We start from the raw sequence: 755 nt of genomic DNA, 5'->3' as shown, positions 1-755 counted from the left end.
AAACTCCCTATATAATCGGTGCGGCTCGTTTGCGCGCCCGTGCTGTCTATGACTACCTTATTGAGCTTGATTCCGGCAGCATCATAAGTATAGATGATTTGCTGGTTTTTCTCAAAATTGATAATCGTAGGCAAATTTAAATAATTATAGACAATACTTGCTATTTTTTTGTTTTTATCTTCAATCAGGTTCCCATTGTCGTCATAAATATAGTCAGGGTCTTGCACCGTAGCGGTGTGCCCATCTCTAAAGTCTCCGGCTACTCCAGTGTTTTGGCTGTCTTCGGCATCGGCTACCCCCAACAACTGATTGCCCGCATAAGTATAGCTTAGGTCGTCAATAGTACCAAACACCATTGCCAGGTTGAGTTTACGCTCCAGCAAGCCTTGACGCTTGAGGGTCAAGATATTGCCATTCAAATCGTAGGTCAGGTTGTTTACATCATAGCGCCCGTTTTCTGCAGTGTTCGACGAAGTATAACTGGCCGTTTTCAAACGATTGAGCCCATCGTAGGTATAGTCATACTGGCGTTGTACCTGGTCTATGCTGCTTTGCCACACCATGCGCCCAATGTTGCCATTGAGGTAGTTGTGGGTGGCGCCCTGGTCGTATTTCAGTTCAAACCCAAAAATATCGCCGTCTACGCTATGGGTGCTCAAGGTAGCATCGTTGAGGTGAGTCATCCAACCCCTGATGTTGTAGCGAAAGTTGAGGGTTTGCAAGGCCTCGGTGGTCGCTTGTTTTTTGCCTAGTTT

The 755-nt window shown here is 46.1% G+C and carries 1 pseudogene; it reads right to left on the bottom strand.

The annotated features are described in order from the left end of the window. A pseudogene (locus tag Q0954_RS34185) lies at nucleotides 1-755 on the bottom strand (hypothetical protein); the annotation flags it as partial.

Source organism: uncultured Microscilla sp. (assembly GCF_947493425.1).
Classification (GTDB): domain Bacteria; phylum Bacteroidota; class Bacteroidia; order Cytophagales; family Microscillaceae; genus Microscilla.
Note: the sequence above shows the minus strand (reverse complement) of the source record. Positions and strands in the feature narration are given on the sequence as shown.